The organism is Rhizobium sp. GW821-FHT14E12 (genome assembly GCF_058803745.1).
In genome coordinates, this window is the sequence record NZ_JBXAPH010000006.1 from 221,324 (window position 1) to 235,054 (window position 13,731).

A 13,731-nucleotide genomic window follows, 5' to 3' on the forward strand; every position below is an offset into this window, starting at 1 on the left:
CCTACCTGTACTCTAGAAAACAACAACGCCCGCGTGGGGCAGAAACGCCCCGACAGCGGGCGCTGGATTTAGGCCGACTTTTTGACGCGAGCGGCGCGCACGGATTCTGCCGCGCGTTCGATGCGGGCAATGCCTTCGCGCGCTTCCTCTGCAGTCACCACCAGCGGCGGCAGCAGACGGATGACGTTGTCGCCGGCCGGCACGCCCAAAAGATGCTCGGCGCGGATTGCCTGCAACAGCTCCGCCTGCGGAATGGCAGCCTTGATGCCGAGCATCAGGCCCTCGCCGCGGACATCCTCGATGATATCGGGGAAACGATCCTGAAGCGAAGCCAGGCCCTGGCGGAAGACCAGTGCGATGTCGCGCACATGCTGCAGGAAGCCATCAGCCAGCACGATATCGAGCACGGCATTGCCGACTGCCATGGCGAGCGGATTGCCGCCATAGGTCGAGCCATGCGTGCCGGCCTTCATGCCCGAAGCGGCTTCCGCCGTCGCAAGGCAGGCACCGAGCGGGAAACCGCCGCCGATACCCTTGGCCACGGCCATGATGTCGGGCGTGACGCCGGACCATTCATGGGCAAAGAGCTTGCCGGTACGGCCGACGCCGCACTGGACCTCGTCAAGGATCAGAAGAAGGCCATGCTCGTCGCAGATCTGGCGCAGGCCGCGCAGGAACTCGTTGGTCGCGGGGCGGATGCCGCCCTCGCCCTGCACGGGCTCAATGAGAATCCCGGCCGTCGCATCGGTGACAGCGGCACGCACGGCGTCGAGATCGCCGAAGGGCACCTGGTCGAAGCCCGGTGCCTTCGGGCCGAAACCTTCGAGATACTTCTCCTGTCCGCCGGCGGCGATCGTCGCGATCGTGCGGCCGTGGAAGGCACCTTCGAAGGTGATGATATGGAATTTCTCGGGATGGCCCTTGGAGAACTGGTAGCGCCGCGCCGTCTTGATCGCGCATTCCAGCGCCTCGGCACCGGAATTGGTGAAGAACACCTTGTCGGCAAAGGTGGCTTCCGTCAGGCGCTTCGACAACTTCTCCTGGCCCGGCACCTCATAGAGGTTCGACAGGTGCCAGACCTTATCGGCCTGCGCCTTCAGTTCCGCAACCAGATGGGGATGTGCATGGCCAAGCGAATTCACCGCAACACCGGCGGCGAAATCGAGATAGCGCTCGCCTGTCTCCGTGAACAGCCATACGCCCTCTCCTCGCTCAAACCGCAGCGGAGCACGCATATAGGTGTCATAAAGCGGCGCGGTTTCAGCCATGGCCCGTATCTCCTCGATCACAACTTTTAGGGCCAATCGTTTCCTTCAAGTGAAACGGGCCCGGAAAAATCAAAAATGCCGCCTTGCGGCGGCTGAGGCACTATTGATGTTTTGCACCGCAATGTCAACAAAACAGGCGATTTAGCAGGCGCGGCAGAGCGCCTCTCGACGAGAGGTATGTCTTCAACTGCTAATATTGCAAAAATGCCACGCTTGGACAAGCAAGTTGGGGAAAACCCCGAAATCGATTCCCCAGGAATCATGCGTGTCTTGTCACGGAGTCAGCCTCACACTAGGTTAAACCCCAATTACTAGACTGCATGCGGCGGAACTAGTCACCACAATTTTTAAGCGTTTCGCGCCTCGCCCTAATGCGAGGCAATGGTGAAGGATTCTGCCATCGGAAACGCGACAGCGGAGACAGGGCATGAATTGGACAGACGAACGCGTCGAGAAGCTGAAGAAGCTGTGGTCCGAGGGTTTGAGCGCGAGCCAGATCGCGGCGCAGCTTGGTGGTGTCAGTCGTAACGCCGTCATCGGCAAGGTGCATCGCTTGAGCCTGCCGGGCCGAGCGAAGGCCGGCGGCACGGCGACGGCCGCCCGAGCGCAGAAGCGCAACACCTCGGCGCCGCGCGCACCGAACTACGCCTCGCGCGTTGCAACCCGCACGGTTACCCGTCAGCAGGGCGCGACGATGCTCAAGGAAGAAGTCGAGATCGATACGGTCAATGAGATCGAATATCGTCCGGCCGCCAATGTGGTTGTTCCGATTTCGCGCCGCCTCGGCCTGACGGAACTCACCGAGCGCACCTGCAAGTGGCCGGTCGGCGATCCGCTGAAGGATGACTTCCATTTCTGCGGCAACGACAGCCCGGATGCATCGCCCTATTGCGGCTACCATCAGCGCATGGCCTACCAGCCGGTGCATGAACGGCGCCGGCCGGCGGCTCAACCCCGCGGTTGAGATGCCCCATAGCCGAAATGAAAGAAACGGGCCGAAAGGCCCGTTTTCTGTTTCCGCCGCTATGTTGGATGACTGACCGGTTTCCCGCTCAGGCTTCCATGGAATAACCCGCGCCGCGAACGGTGCGGATGACATCCTGCATATTGGAGAAGTTCAGCGCCTTGCGCAGACGTCCGACATGGACGTCGACGGTGCGTTCGTCGACATAGATGTCATGTCCCCAGACACCGTCGAGGAGCTGCGACCGCGAGAAGACGCGGCTCGGCGAAGCCATCAGGAATTCCAGCAGGCGGAATTCGGTCGGCCCCAACCGCACTTCGCGGCTCTTGCGGTGAACGCGATGGGTCTCGCGGTCCAGTTCGATGTCGCCACAGCGCAACACCGTGGAGAGAACCTCCGGACGGGCGCGACGCAGCATCGCCTTGACGCGAGCCATCAGCTCCGGCGTCGAGAACGGCTTGACGACATAATCGTCCGCGCCGGTGGAAAGGCCGCGCACGCGCTCGCTTTCCTCGCCGCGGGCGGTGAGCATGATGATCGGCAGGCGCTCGGTCTCCGGCCGCATGCGCAGCCGGCGGCAGAGTTCGATACCGGACACGCCGGGGAGCATCCAGTCAAGGATCAGAAGATCGGGGATGCGCTCCTGGAGGCGAAGCTCGGCTTCGTCGCCTCTCAGAATGGTGTCGACCTCGAAGCCTTCAGCCTCAAGATTATAGCGCAGCAGAACGCTGAGCGCTTCTTCGTCTTCTACAACAGCAACTCTCGGAACCATGCGTCTCTGGTCTCCTTTTCTTGGCGTCTTCGTTATTCCGTCACCGCACCGACGGTGTTGGCGGTATCGTCTTTCGGGCGCTCGCCTTCCGGCTGGCTGCCGGTCGCCATGTAATAGATCGTCTCGGCGATGTTGGTGGCATGGTCGCCGATGCGCTCGATGTTCTTGGCGCAGAAGAGAAGATGCGTGCAGGTGGTGATGTTGCGCGGATCTTCCATCATGTAGGTCAGCATCTCGCGGAAGAGCGAGGTGTACATCGCATCGATTTCCTCGTCGCGCTCACGGATCGAGACGGCCTTGTCGGGCGAACGGGTCGTGTAGACGTCGAGCACTTCCTTGAGCTGGCTGAGCGCCAGTTCGGAAAGATGCTCGATGCCGCGCGCCAGGCGGCGCGGAACACCGTGGCCCTGCACGGCGATGACGCGCTTGGCGGTGTTCTTGCCGAGGTCGCCGACGCGCTCCAGATCGGCGGCGATGCGAATGGAGCCCATGATTTCGCGCAGGTCGGCCGCCATCGGCTGGCGACGCGCGATGGTGACGATCGCCTTGTCGCCGACTTCGCGTTCGGCGTGGTCGAGGACGACGTCGTCGGAAATGACCTTCTGTGCAAGGGCGGCATCGCCATGCACCAGGGCGCGGACGCTGTCGCTGACCATCTGCTCCGCCAGACCGCCCATTTCCGCAATGCGGCGCGTCAGGAACTTCAGGTCTTCGTCATAGGCAGAGAGAATGTGAGTGGAGACCATTTTTCTATCCTCAGGGTGAAACGTGTGAAGGGAGCCGCGCGCGGGATATCATCAACCAAAACGGCCCATGATGTAATCCTGCGTGCGGAAATCGTCGGGATTGGTGAACATCTTATCGGTATCGTTCTCCTCGACCAAATGGCCGAGGTGAAACATTGCGGTGCGTTGCGAGACGCGGGCGGCCTGCTGCATGGAATGCGTCACGATGACGATCGTGAAGTTTTCCCGCAGCTCGTGAATCAGTTCCTCGACCTTGGCCGTGGCGATGGGATCGAGCGCCGAGCACGGCTCGTCCATGAGAATGACTTCCGGGCTGACGGCGACGGCGCGGGCGATGCAGAGGCGCTGCTGCTGGCCGCCCGACAGGCTGGTGCCGGCTTCCAGCAGCCGGTCCTTCACCTCGCCCCAGAGACCGGCCTTCTGCAGGCTGGTTTCGACGATATGGTCGAGATCGGCCTTGGAGCGATGCAGCCCATGGATACGCGGGCCGTAGGCGACGTTCTCGTAGATCGACTTCGGGAAGGGATTGGGCTTTTGGAACACCATGCCGACGCGAGCACGCAGCTCCACGACATCGATGGCGCTGTCATAGATATCCTGATCGTCGAGCGTGATCTTGCCGGTGACGCGGCAGGTATCGATCGTGTCGTTCATCCGGTTCAAGCAGCGCAAGAAGGTGGATTTGCCGCAGCCGGAAGGGCCGATCAGCGCGGTGACCGTATTGACGCGGATGTTCAGGTCCACACCGAACAGGGCGCGCTTGTCACCATAATAGACCGAGACGTCCTGGCCGATCATCTTGTAGGGGATCGTCGTCATCTTCCTGGCCAATGCCTTCTCGCCTGCGGCTTCCGTCATCATGTTCATTCCGTCTTCTCCCTCTACCAGCGCCGCTCGAAGCGACGGCGCAGCAAGATGGCTCCGATGTTCATCGCAACAAGGAAGAAGAGCAGGACGATAATGGCCCCGGAGGTTCGCTCGACAAAGGCACGCTCGGCTTCGCTCGCCCACATGTAGATCTGCACCGGCAGGGCGGTCGCCGGATCGAGCGGCGACGTCGGATAATTGGCGACGAAGGCGACCATGCCGATCAAGAGCAGCGGCGCGGTTTCGCCGAGCGCATGCGCCAGCCCGAGGATCGTGCCGGTCAGGATGCCCGGCATGGCGAGCGGAAGGACATGGTGGAACACCACCTGCATGCGCGAGGCGCCGAGACCAAGCGCTGCGCTGCGGATCGACGGCGGCACGGCGCGCAGCGCCGAGCGCGTGGCGATGATGATCATCGGCAGCGTCATCAGGCTCAGCACCAGCCCGCCGACCAGCGAAGCCGAGCGCGGCAGGCCCATGACATTGATGAAGACCGAGAGGCCGAGCAGACCGTAGACGATCGACGGCACAGCGGCGAGATTGTTGATATTGACCTCGATCAGGTCCGTCAGCCGGTTCTTCGGCGCGAATTCCTCGAGATAGATCGAGGCGGCGACGCCGACCGGCAGTGCCAGCACCAGCACGGTGAGCATCAGATAGAGCGAACCGATCAGCGCGACGCCGAGGCCGGCCGCTTCCGGACGGCTGGAATTGCCGGACAGGAACAGGCCGCTGTTGAACGCCTTATGGAGCGCGCCGCTGGCGGTAAGCTGCTTCATCCAGCCGAGCTGCCGGTCGGAGACCTTGCGGTCCGTCTCATTCGCCGTCAGGTCAATCTGCCCCTTGTTGGCGGAATCGATATTGGCGCCGGCAAGCAGCGTGATCTTCACCGTTTTCCCGATGATGGAGGGGTCGGCCATGACCTTGTCGCGCAGCACGCTCCGCGCACTGTCCGAGACCATCGCCGTTGCCTCACGCACGAGCACGCGATTGGCGGGATCGATGTCGAGCGCCTTCACCAGGGCATCGCGGACGAGAAGCGGATAGTTGGCCGCGACCAGCACCTTCGGATCGCTGGCGCGCTTGCCGGCCGGATCGATCGCCTTCTCGGCAAACTCGATCGGCAGGGTGATCGAGGTCTGTACGAAGGCGGTATAGCCGTGGCGCACCACGGTCGAGACCAGAGCGATGAGGAAGACAAGGCCGAATGTGACGGCGGCGATGCCATAGGCACGGAACCGGCGCTCGGCGGCGTAACGGCGCTTGATGCCGATATCGCGCCGCGCCGGTGCGCCGGGCGTCAGCCCGCGCGGGATCGGCGGCTTTGCGGAGAATACGACATCGCTCATTCGTATTGCTCCCTGTAGCGGCGGACGATGTAGAGTGCGTAGACATTGAGGCAGAGTGTCAGGCAGAAGAGCGTGATGCCGAGCGCGAAGGCGACCAATGTCTGCGGCGAGGTGAATTCGAGATCGCCGGTCAACTGGTTAACGATCTTCACGGTGACCGTCGTCATCGGCTCGAAGGGGTCGAACTGCATGCGGGCGGCGACGCCGGCCGCGAGAACGACGATCATCGTCTCGCCGAGTGCCCGCGAAGCCGTCATCAGCAGCGCGCCGACGATGCCCGGAAGGGCTGCCGGCAGGAGAACGCGCTTGACCGTTTCCGATCGCGTCGCACCGAGGCCGAGCGAGCCGTCGCGCAGCGAGCGCGGCACCGCCATGATGATGTCATCGGAGAGCGAGGAGACGTAGGGGATCAGCATGACGCCCATGACGAAGCCTGCGGTCAGGACGCTCTGCGCCTCGATGAAGCTCGCATAATTGCCCGTCAGCAGGCCGTTGATATCAGCGGAGATATCGCGCAGGAAAGGTCCGACGGTCACGAGCGCGAAGAAACCATAGACGATGGTCGGAATACCGGCCAGCACTTCGAGCATCGGCTTGGCAAGGGAGCGTACGCGGGCCGAGGCATATTCGGCCATGTAGATGGCGGCGAACAGCCCGACGGGAACCGCGACCAGCATGGCGACTAGGCTGATGTAGAGTGTTCCGGCCAATAGCGGGATGAGGCCGAAGGTGCCCGTCGTTTGCGCGCCGGCGCCGGTGAAGCGCGGATCCCAGACTGTGCCGAAGAAGAATTCGGCGGCGGGCACCATGTTGAAGAAACGGGCCGCCTCCGACAGCATCGAGGCCGCGATGCCGAGCGTCGTCAGCACGGCAATCGACGAGGCAACGATCAGGCCGCCGAGAATGACCTGCTCCACCCGATTGCGGGCGCGAAAACGCGGCGCGATGGCGCGCAGTCCATAAATGGCGCACAGAACGGAGAGGATGATGGCCACAGCCGACATGACGACACGGCTCACATGGCGCATGCCGTTGTATTTGTTGGCGGCATCGACCATGTAGCCGGTCGGCCGGACGGCGAGCGGCACACCCTTCTGCGCCAACACCAGCTGGAGATCGACCGAACCGGCGGCGACGGCGGCGAGCTCCTGGTTGTCGAGCAGGCGCATGCCGTGGGCGATGCTGCGCACCACACCGTAGCTGAGGTTGAGCTCGGCCTCCGGCAAGGTTTTCACTTCCTCGGGAAAGGATTTGAGCACGACGTCGTCGATCACCTGCGGGCTGATGACGAGCCATGCGCAGATCAGCGCCAGCGCCGGCAAGACCGCCCAGATGGCGACATAAGCGCCGTGATAACCGAGCCGCGAATGCAGGACCGAGGATCTGCCGCCCGACAGCGCAGCCGCTCTCGTCCGCCCCAGCACGAAAGCGGAGGCGCCGATGATCGACAGGCATGACAGCAGCAGTGACACACTCATTCCCAATCCCTGGCCCATTCCCCGGCCTATTTCCCGGCAAACGCCGGCGCGGGTGACCGCGCCGGCGGGCAGTTCCTATGCGATCACATGATCTTCCCGTTCGCGACGTCCTTGCGGATCTGGTCGCGCTCGACATCCGGCGCAGGCACCAGGCCATATTCGGCCAAGGGGCTGTCCGGTCCGATCATCTGATCGCTGATGAAGAAGTCGACATATTCCTTCAAGCCCGGAATGACGCCGAGATGCGCCTTCTTGACGTAGAAGAACAGCGGCCGCGACACCGGATAGGTGCCGTCGGCAATGGTCTGGCCCGACGGCACGATGCCGCTTACGGTCGCAACCTTCAGCTTGTCGGCATTGTTCTGATAGAAATAGAGGCCGAAGACGCCGATGCCATGCTTGTTGGCGTTGATGCGGGCGAGCGTCTCGGGATAATCGCCATCAATATCGACCGCGACGCCATCCTTGCGCACCGCAATGCATTTTTCAGCCTGTTTGCCGGCATCGGAGACCGCCGCCTTGATGACGTCCAGCGCGCCGGAATCCTTGCAGCCGGCGGCGAGCACCTTCTCCTCGAAAACCTCGCGCGTGCCGTGCTTTTCGCCCGGAATATAAGCGGCGATTTCGAAATCCGGCAGGGCCGGGTTGATCTCGGACCATTTCTTATAGGGATTGGGCACCAGCTTGCCGTTGATGACGACTTCGGCGGCGAGCGCCTTGTAGAGGTCGGTCGACACGAATTTGATGTCGGGATTGCTCTTGTCGTAGGCGAAGACGATGCCATCATAGCCGATCTTGATCTGCTGGATATCGGCAACGCCAGCCGCCCTGCAGGCGTCGACCTCACTGCCCTTGATCGGGCGCGAGGAGTTGGCGATGTCGATGGAGTCGGGACCGACGCCCTTGCAGAATTCCTTCAGGCCGGCGCCGGAGCCGCCGGATTCGACGACGGGCGTCTTGTAGCTCGTAAAGGTCTCGCCAAAAGTCTCGGCAACGATCTTGGCATAGGGGAATACGGTGGAGGATCCGGAAATCTGAATCTGATCGCGGGCTGTGGCGGCCCCGGCGAAGGCGACCGAAGCAACCAGCGCTGCGATAGACAATTTCAAGGCATTCATGGTGAATCCTCCCTGACGGACTTTGAAGAGCGCGACGGCGAACGGAACGTCCGCCTGTTTCAGCATCTCTTTTTTAGCTGTCAAAGCACCGCCCTTTTATGTCAGGCGAGTGAAACAATTATGACAGTACAATCCCTTGAAATTTATGGATTATACCGCGGTCAAAATTGTCGGTTCACAGAGGCTTTCAGAAGCGGACGGTAAAGTCCGTTCCTTTTCCGACTTCGGACTTGACGATCAGCCGCGCGCGGTGACGGGTCAGAATGTGCTTGACGATGGCAAGCCCGAGACCGGTGCCTTTTTTCGAGCGGCTGTCCTCGACATTGACGCGATAGAAGCGCTCGGTCAGGCGCGGCACATGTTCAGCCGGAATGCCCGGCCCGCTGTCGGAGACGATGACCTCGACGGCCTGGCCCGGTTCGTTCAAGAGCGAGACCTCGACCACCTTGCCTTCCTGGCCGTATTTGCAGGCGTTCTCGATCAGGTTTTCGAAGACCTGCACCAGCTCGTCGCGATCGCCCAGCACCTCCACCTTGCCCGGCGGCAGATGCAGGTTGATGGTGACGTCGAGATCGCCGGCGAGCGGCAGAAGCGCATCGCGGACATGGCCGAGCAAGGGCACGAGATCGACCTTCTGGTCCGGCGCGAGATGCGATTTCAGTTCCAGCCGCGATAGCGACAGAAGATCGTCGACCAAACGGCTCATGCGCGTCGTCTGGTCGAACATGATGCCGAGGAAGCGCTGCTGCGCCTTCAGATCCGCCTTGGCCGGCCCCTGGATGGTTTCGATGAAACCGCGCAGCGAGGCGAGCGGCGTGCGCAGCTCGTGGCTGGCATTGGCGACGAAGTCGGAGCGCATGCGGTCGATATGACGGAGCTCCGAAATATCGCGGAAGGACAGCACGAAGAACGTGCCCGGCTCGATCTCGGCCTCCGGCAGGTCGATTGGCGCGATGCGGACGATATAGACACGTTCGGACGGCAGCCGCTCGGAATGTTCGATCTGGTTCGGCGCATTGGTGGCGATCGTCTCGCGCACCATGTCGAGCACGCCGGGGGAGCGCAGCTTGGCGGAGATATGGGCGTTGAGCGGAAAGGCGCCGAACGCCTTTTCGGCGGCGGGGTTCTGGGCCACGACGGAGGCCTCGCGATCGACGATCAGCACCGGCATGTCGAGCGCGGAAAGACCGGCGGAGACCGTGCGCAGCAGGGTCTCCGGATCGGTCGGCACTGGTTCGGCGGGCGATTGCGGCTCAACCGTCTCGATCAGCGGCGCGCGGGTCAGCGCCACGATCATGGCAATCATCCAGATCCAGAAGACGACGGCGGTGTTGATGCCCTCGATGAGCGCCAGACCGGCGATCAGCGTCGCCAAAATCAGGATAGCGGCTTCCTGCCGCAGCCGCGCCGCCAGCCTCCCGAGGAATGACCATTCGTCTTGCAAGTGCACCCGTCCCTTTGCCTGCCATCATGGAAATCAAGACTCTGCGTCTTAGCGGGGATTCATGACAGAAGTTTACGGCTCTATCCACAGAAGCCACCAGCTTACGATAATAAATGTAGCCGGCGAAGGAGGGTGTTGGCAAAAGGCTTGAAAAGGCTGGATAAATGCCCCACCTTGCCCATGAGGTTTTTCCCGCGCCGGCAAATACGGCCTGGGCGTCGCCAATTGCGGAGGAGCGGAGCGCATGGCAGAGGAAGTGGAAAGCCGCGCGGTGGAATTGGACGTCCACGGCAAGACACGCATCTTCGATGTCGACGACCCTGTCCTGCCGGACTGGATCGATGAGGAGGCGCTCGCCTCCGGCGGCTATCCCTACAAGAAGAAGCTGAAGGATGAAGAGTATCTGGAAGAGCTGGAAAAGTTGCAGATAGAGCTCATCAAGGTGCAATTCTGGCTACAGGCGACCGGCAAGCGGGTGATGGCGGTCTTCGAAGGGCGCGACGCCGCCGGCAAGGGCGGCTCGATCGCGGCGACCTCGGCGCATATGAACCCTCGCCTTGCGCGCGTCGTGGCGCTGACCAAGCCGACCGACCGCGAGGCGGGTCAATGGTATTTCCAGCGCTATGTCGCCCAGTTCCCGACCGCGGGCGAGTTCGTCCTCTTCGACCGCTCCTGGTACAACCGCGCCGGCGTCGAGCCGGTCATGGGCTTCTGCACGCCGAAGCAATACGAGCAATTCCTGAAGCAGGCGCCGCGGATGGAGAGGCTGATCGTCCAGGACGGCATCCTGTTCTTCAAATTCTATCTCGACATCAGCCGGGAAATGCAGCTCAAGCGCTTTCACGACCGGCGGCACGACCCGCGCGCGGTCTGGAAGCTTTCCTCCATGGATATCGCGGCCCTGACGAAATGGAAGGACTACAGCGAAAAGCGCGACCGCATGCTAAAGGACACGCATACGGATTACGCACCCTGGACGGTGATCCGCGCCAACGACAAGCGCCGCGCCCGCCTCAACCTCATCCGTCATATCCTGCTGACGCTCGACTATGACGGCAAGGACGCAAAGGCGATCGGCGAGATCGACGGCAAGATCCTCGGCTCCGGCGCGCAGGTCCTCAAATAGAGGACCGCGGCACTTATTGTCCCGGAAGGACTCGGATCGCGTAGACGTTGACGCCGCGCGCCTTGCCGTCGAGATCGCTGTTGATGATCAGATGGCCTGATGCCGTGGGCGCCAGCGACCGGTCGTAGCGAACCTGGAACAGCGCATCGGTCTTCTGCCGGGTGACATTGAAGCGATGACGTCCGCAATTGCCGAGGGAGCCGAAGTCGCATTCCACGGTGATCTGCGTCGGCGTGTCAGAGGTCGATTGCAGCGTCAACGCGACGGTCGACGACTTGCCGGCCAATTGCTGCAACACGTTGGCTGGCACCTCGACTGAGACATCGCCATCCGAGCCGCTGCTGGCAGAAGTCAGCCGCACCGCCGGACCTTCATTTTCCGAGACGTTCTCGGCCTTGGCCTGCGCGCCGCGGACGACTTTCGCCGCGTCGGTCGGCTTCAGGATCTCGATCCACTCCTCGGAGAAGCTGTTCTGCGGATCGATCACCGCCAGGCCCGGATTGACGGGGCCGCTGTTGTCGTCATCGCTGGATGCGTCCTCGTCATTGCTGCTGCCGTCGAAGTCCTGGGAATCGACATGCGCCGGCGGATTGCGGACGCTAGTATCGCGCTGCGCCGCCGTCATGAAGACGCCCGAAGTCTTGACCCACCAGGCGCCGACGCCAAGGCAGGCGAGCAGGATGCAGAAGACCAGCAGGCGCGAGAAGAACTTGCGCGGCTTGCGGCGAACGGCGGCGCGCTCCGGCTTGAAATTCATCGACCGCGTCGGTGCCGGCGCGAGGGCGGCCTGCCGCGCATCGCTGTCGGCGCCGAGATGATCGGCCGGGCCGGCGCCCATATCGCCAAAATCGCCTTCCGGCGCGCGAGGTTCAGAGGCAACGGGTGGCGGCGCGGCAACCGGATGGTGGTCGCGCGTATCGCCACGCACGCTCATCGCAGGCTCTTGCCGCATCGGCGGCTGCTGGGCTTGCTGCGGCGACGTCACTGAGGGGATGTGGGGTGCTTCCGGTTCGACCGTTGCCGGCGTCTGCGGCGGATGGGCGCGCTCCTCGCCCTCTATCGCCCGGATCGTCTCTTCCAGGCGCTGGCGCTGGGCCGAGATGATGTTGATGTCGGTAATATCCTGCTTGCGAAGCCCGGCTTCCAGCGCCTGTCGCGCTGACTGATAGACACGCGCCCGAATTTCCGGATTGGCGCGATCGGATCGCTCCAAGGCGTTTCTGATAGCCGCTTCTAGTCCGCTCACTTCAGGTCCTTTACTCTCACTCGCGATACGCCCGCATACTCTACTGCCAAGACGACCATTCTCTTTACCATTGGCTAACCAGAATCGGTAACGCCCCGCTTGGCAATGCGCAAGTCTCTGCAAATCACCCACGGACACTCCGGCGGGGATAAATGGCAAAGACGACACAAATGGGGTGGCAGAAGCTTCAGTCGCCCAAGCAAGCAATCGCTATTGACCACTGCCTCGCCCCATCTTTCCCTCCAAACAGACATCTGTTATCTGTTTGACGTTTTCGTAAACGTCAAAGATGGATGATGTTCATGGCTCTTCCTGCAATCCTGACCGAGCGCCTGCGGCTGCCGGTCGTGGCTTCACCACTCTTCATCATCTCGCATCCGGCGCTGACGCTGGCGCAGTGCAAGGCCGGTGTCGTTGGTGCGTTTCCGGCGCTGAACGCCCGGCCGGAAAGCCAGCTCGATGAATGGCTGGCGATGATTACCGAGGATCTCGCCGCCCATGACGCCGCCCATCCGGAGCGGCCATCCGCGCCTTTCGCGGTCAACCAGATCGTCCATACGTCGAACAGGCGGCTGGAGCACGATCTGATGCTCTGCGTGAAATACAAGGTGCCGATCGTCATCTCCTCGCTCGGCGCCGTGCCGGAGGTCAATGCGGCCGTGCATTCCTATGGCGGCATCGTGCTGCATGACATCATCAACAACCGCCATGCCAATTCGGCGATCCGCAAGGGCGCGGACGGGCTGATCGCGGTGGCCGCCGGCGCCGGCGGCCATGCTGGCCAGCTCTCGCCCTTCGCGCTCGTCCAGGAAATCCGCGAATGGTTCGGCGGGCCGCTGCTGCTTGCCGGCGCCATCGCCAATGGCGGCGCGATCCTCGCGGCCCAGGCGATGGGCGCGGACATGGCCTATATCGGCTCGCCCTTCATCGCCACCGAGGAGGCACGCGCGGCGGATGCCTACAAGCAGGCGATCGTCGACGGTGCCGCCGCCGACATCGTCTATTCCAACTTCTTCACCGGCATACACGGCAATTACCTCAAGCCCTCGATCCTCGCCGCCGGCATGGATCCGGACAACCTGCCCGAGGCCGATCCCTCGAAAATGGATTTCGAAACGGCAACGACCAGCGCCAAGGCCTGGAAGGATATCTGGGGCTCCGGCCAGGGCATCGGCGCCGTCAAGGCCGTCGAGCCGGTGGCAGCCCTCGTCGACCGGCTGGAGGCCGAATACCGCCAGGCACGCGCCCGGCTGGCGCTCTGAGACCGTCACAAATACGGCCGGCTTTTCACAGGCCGGCCGCTTTTTTGCCAATTGGCAATTTGAACGCTTGAAATCTGGTCGCATTGACTGT

General features: G+C 62.4%; 12 protein-coding genes. 3 read left to right on the forward strand and 9 right to left on the reverse strand.

Annotated elements, in window-relative coordinates:
- Positions 1 to 68: 68 nt before the first annotated feature.
- Complete coding sequence (locus AC1RO0_RS22090; protein WP_153366919.1) at positions 69 to 1,268, reverse strand: aspartate aminotransferase family protein; 1,200 nt, start codon at positions 1,266 to 1,268, stop codon at positions 69 to 71.
- Positions 1,269 to 1,695: 427 nt separating this feature from the next.
- Between AC1RO0_RS22090 and AC1RO0_RS22095 the strand changes: the two genes are divergently transcribed.
- The gene (locus AC1RO0_RS22095) at positions 1,696 to 2,232 is read left to right on the forward strand and encodes a GcrA family cell cycle regulator (protein WP_498594911.1); all 537 of its coding nucleotides are present in this window, start codon (positions 1,696 to 1,698) and stop codon (positions 2,230 to 2,232) included.
- Positions 2,233 to 2,320: 88 nt separating this feature from the next.
- Here AC1RO0_RS22095 and phoB read toward each other — a convergent pair whose 3' ends face one another.
- The 7 genes from phoB to phoR form a co-directional block, all read right to left on the reverse strand.
- On the reverse strand, positions 2,321 to 3,004 hold the full coding sequence (gene phoB / locus AC1RO0_RS22100; protein ID WP_007695571.1) for a phosphate regulon transcriptional regulator PhoB: 684 nt from the start codon (positions 3,002 to 3,004) through the stop codon (positions 2,321 to 2,323).
- A 32-nt stretch (positions 3,005 to 3,036) separates the two neighbouring features.
- Complete coding sequence (phoU, locus tag AC1RO0_RS22105) at positions 3,037 to 3,750, reverse strand: phosphate signaling complex protein PhoU (RefSeq protein ID WP_007695568.1); 714 nt, start codon at positions 3,748 to 3,750, stop codon at positions 3,037 to 3,039.
- 51 nt (positions 3,751 to 3,801) lie between these two features.
- Positions 3,802 to 4,617 carry a phosphate ABC transporter ATP-binding protein PstB gene (gene pstB, locus AC1RO0_RS22110; protein WP_498594912.1) on the reverse strand — a complete coding sequence of 272 codons (816 nt, stop codon included), beginning with the start codon at positions 4,615 to 4,617 and terminating at the stop codon, positions 3,802 to 3,804.
- A gap of 14 nt (positions 4,618 to 4,631) precedes the next feature.
- A complete protein-coding gene (gene pstA / locus AC1RO0_RS22115; protein WP_498594913.1) occupies positions 4,632 to 5,966 on the reverse strand; it encodes a phosphate ABC transporter permease PstA in 1,335 nt (444 codons plus the stop codon).
- The gene (gene pstC, locus AC1RO0_RS22120; RefSeq protein WP_498594914.1) at positions 5,963 to 7,444 is read right to left on the reverse strand and encodes a phosphate ABC transporter permease subunit PstC; all 1,482 of its coding nucleotides are present in this window, start codon (positions 7,442 to 7,444) and stop codon (positions 5,963 to 5,965) included. The genes pstA and pstC overlap by 4 nt, the downstream gene beginning before the upstream one ends.
- A gap of 83 nt (positions 7,445 to 7,527) precedes the next feature.
- The gene (locus tag AC1RO0_RS22125) at positions 7,528 to 8,562 is read right to left on the reverse strand and encodes a substrate-binding domain-containing protein (RefSeq protein WP_498594915.1); all 1,035 of its coding nucleotides are present in this window, start codon (positions 8,560 to 8,562) and stop codon (positions 7,528 to 7,530) included.
- Positions 8,563 to 8,749: 187 nt separating this feature from the next.
- The gene (gene phoR, locus AC1RO0_RS22130) at positions 8,750 to 10,006 is read right to left on the reverse strand and encodes a phosphate regulon sensor histidine kinase PhoR (protein WP_498594916.1); all 1,257 of its coding nucleotides are present in this window, start codon (positions 10,004 to 10,006) and stop codon (positions 8,750 to 8,752) included.
- Between the two features lie 244 nt (positions 10,007 to 10,250).
- Here phoR and ppk2 point away from each other — a divergent pair, with 244 nt between their 5' ends.
- On the forward strand, positions 10,251 to 11,132 hold the full coding sequence (gene ppk2 / locus AC1RO0_RS22135; protein WP_498594917.1) for a polyphosphate kinase 2: 882 nt from the start codon (positions 10,251 to 10,253) through the stop codon (positions 11,130 to 11,132).
- Positions 11,133 to 11,145: 13 nt separating this feature from the next.
- On the opposite strand, the gene AC1RO0_RS22140 is transcribed toward ppk2, so the two are convergent.
- Complete coding sequence (locus tag AC1RO0_RS22140) at positions 11,146 to 12,378, reverse strand: hypothetical protein (RefSeq protein ID WP_498594918.1); 1,233 nt, start codon at positions 12,376 to 12,378, stop codon at positions 11,146 to 11,148.
- 302 nt (positions 12,379 to 12,680) lie between these two features.
- Here AC1RO0_RS22140 and AC1RO0_RS22145 point away from each other — a divergent pair, with 302 nt between their 5' ends.
- On the forward strand, positions 12,681 to 13,640 hold the full coding sequence (locus AC1RO0_RS22145; protein WP_498594919.1) for an NAD(P)H-dependent flavin oxidoreductase: 960 nt from the start codon (positions 12,681 to 12,683) through the stop codon (positions 13,638 to 13,640).
- Positions 13,641 to 13,731 lie beyond the last annotated feature (91 nt).

What these genes read in the sequence shown, in the direction of transcription:
- AC1RO0_RS22095 (WP_498594911.1), top strand. Translation starts at nt 1,696, where the DNA reads ATGAATTGGACAGACGAACGCGTCGAGAAGCTGAAGAAGCTGTGGTCC.
- AC1RO0_RS22125 (WP_498594915.1), bottom strand. Translation starts at nt 8,562, where the DNA reads ATGAATGCCTTGAAATTGTCTATCGCAGCGCTGGTTGCTTCGGTCGCC.
- pstB (WP_498594912.1), bottom strand. Translation starts at nt 4,617, where the DNA reads ATGAACATGATGACGGAAGCCGCAGGCGAGAAGGCATTGGCCAGGAAG.
- phoU (WP_007695568.1), bottom strand. Translation starts at nt 3,750, where the DNA reads ATGGTCTCCACTCACATTCTCTCTGCCTATGACGAAGACCTGAAGTTC.
- AC1RO0_RS22090 (WP_153366919.1), bottom strand. Translation starts at nt 1,268, where the DNA reads ATGGCTGAAACCGCGCCGCTTTATGACACCTATATGCGTGCTCCGCTG.
- phoB (WP_007695571.1), bottom strand. Translation starts at nt 3,004, where the DNA reads ATGGTTCCGAGAGTTGCTGTTGTAGAAGACGAAGAAGCGCTCAGCGTT.
- pstA (WP_498594913.1), bottom strand. Translation starts at nt 5,966, where the DNA reads ATGAGCGATGTCGTATTCTCCGCAAAGCCGCCGATCCCGCGCGGGCTG.
- ppk2 (WP_498594917.1), top strand. Translation starts at nt 10,251, where the DNA reads ATGGCAGAGGAAGTGGAAAGCCGCGCGGTGGAATTGGACGTCCACGGC.
- AC1RO0_RS22145 (WP_498594919.1), top strand. Translation starts at nt 12,681, where the DNA reads ATGGCTCTTCCTGCAATCCTGACCGAGCGCCTGCGGCTGCCGGTCGTG.
- pstC (WP_498594914.1), bottom strand. Translation starts at nt 7,444, where the DNA reads ATGAGTGTGTCACTGCTGCTGTCATGCCTGTCGATCATCGGCGCCTCC.